Annotated in this window: 2 protein-coding genes; one reads left to right on the top strand and one right to left on the bottom strand. The window is 66.1% G+C overall.

Annotated elements, in window-relative coordinates:
* The coding region (locus AC1DU6_RS30100) for an HAD-IC family P-type ATPase (protein WP_477861706.1) at positions 1-686 on the top strand (686 nt) is incomplete at its 5' end.
* A 102-nt stretch (positions 687-788) separates the two neighbouring features.
* Here the strand turns inward: AC1DU6_RS30100 and AC1DU6_RS30095 are convergent.
* Positions 789-1,704 (bottom strand): beta-xylosidase family glycoside hydrolase (locus AC1DU6_RS30095; RefSeq protein ID WP_477861704.1); only part of this gene is annotated, 916 nt, incomplete at its 5' end.

Genomic DNA, 1,704 nt, shown 5'->3' with positions numbered 1-1,704 from the left:
ACGCGGCGCTGATGGCGCAGGACGGCGTGGACGTGTCGCTGTTGCGTGCGGCCGGCGAGGACCTTCGCCTGCAAGGCAGCAGCGTGATGTTCCTGGCTCAACAGGGGCGCCTGATGGGCATCCTGGCCGTGTCAGACCCCATCAAGGCGAGCACGCCCGAGGCGGTCCAGAGCCTGCATGACGCGGGGATGCGCGTGGTGATGGCCACCGGCGATGGCCTGACCACCGCGCAGTCCGTCGCAAAGCAGTTGGGCATTGACGAGGTCCATGGCGAGGTCAAGCCGGCCGACAAACTCGCGCTTGTTGAACGGCTGCAGCGCGAGGGCCGCGTCGTGGGCATGGCGGGCGACGGCATCAATGACGCGCCGGCCCTTGCCAAAGCCGATGTCGGCGTGGCCATGGGGACCGGTACCGATGTGGCGATGAACAGCGCCCAGGTGACGCTCGTCAAGGGCGACCTGCGCGGCATTGCCCGGGCGCGAGGCATCTCCCAGGCCACCATCGCCAACATGCGACAGAACCTCGTGTTCGCCTTCGTCTACAACGCACTCGGCGTGCCGCTGGCGGCCGGCGCACTCTATCCGTTCACCGGGTGGCTTCTGTCGCCCATGATTGCGGCGCTCGCGATGAGCCTGTCGTCGGTCAGCGTGGTTTTCAATTCTCTGCGGCTGCGGGGCCCGCAGTGAGCGGCCCCCGGCCTGGGAACTGCTGATTCGGCCAGTCACGATGGGCCAGGCTGAGTGCCGGCCGGCACCGTTGACTTCCCGGATTCGCCGGCACGACCCTATTTACTGCGACCAGGTGAAGCGCGCGCCGTCGCTGTTGTCCGGCATGGGGCCAGGACTGTCGGCGCGGATATCCCCGGTCTTCGGATCGATGCGCAGGAAGCGGTTGGTGGCCAATGACATCAGCACCAGTTCGCCCGTCGGGGTTTCAATCCATTGGAAGCTTTGCGCCGTGCCCGGCTGGCCGGCCACCAGCGTCACCCCACCGTCCTCGCCGACCGTGACATGGCGTCGGCCCGATCGCAGGGCGACACGGCCCAGCTTGCGGTCGACGATCTCGAACCGCGTCGGCGCATCCGAAACCAGGCGCCCACCGCTGGCCGCCAGGCCGGTGCTCGCGTGAAACGACGTCAGCCGGACTGATCGGCCATAGGGAATGGGCCGCATCAGGCCGCGGGTATGCGGCTGATGGACGTCGATGCTGTCGAAATCGGCAAAACCGCCCTCGGCGCCGGTCGTGTTGTAGTTGAACAAGCTATAGCGAACACCTTGGAAGGTGAAGGTCTGATAGAGCAGCACGACCTCGTTGCCGATGGGCGTGAAGGTGTTGCCGTCGACCGAATAGCTGAAGCGCGCCCGTTCGGTGAGGAAGTCGCAGTCGGCCCGCAACCAGATGCGCGTTCCGGTCATCTTCACCCGCACCCGCTGATCCAGGCGCTGGTCGTAAAAGACGACATTGAGTTCGTCGGCAAGTTTCTCGACGCCCAAAGTCGCATAGGGCAGATTGAGCAGCCCAAGGCCTGCGGTGTCGCCCGTCTTGAGGTTCGACACATCGAGCAGGACGGTTGGCGTGGACATGGGCCCGATCGCTCGCTGCGTCAGCGTGTTGCGCGCGTCGTAGAACGAGGTCGCCGGCAGGGCATGCAGCCGCAGGAAACCCGGCCGCTCTGACAACGACCACTTGTCGTCGACCGGGACG

The organism is Roseateles sp. P5_B10 (genome assembly GCF_056400485.1).
This window is presented reverse-complemented; position numbering and strand designations above follow the sequence as displayed.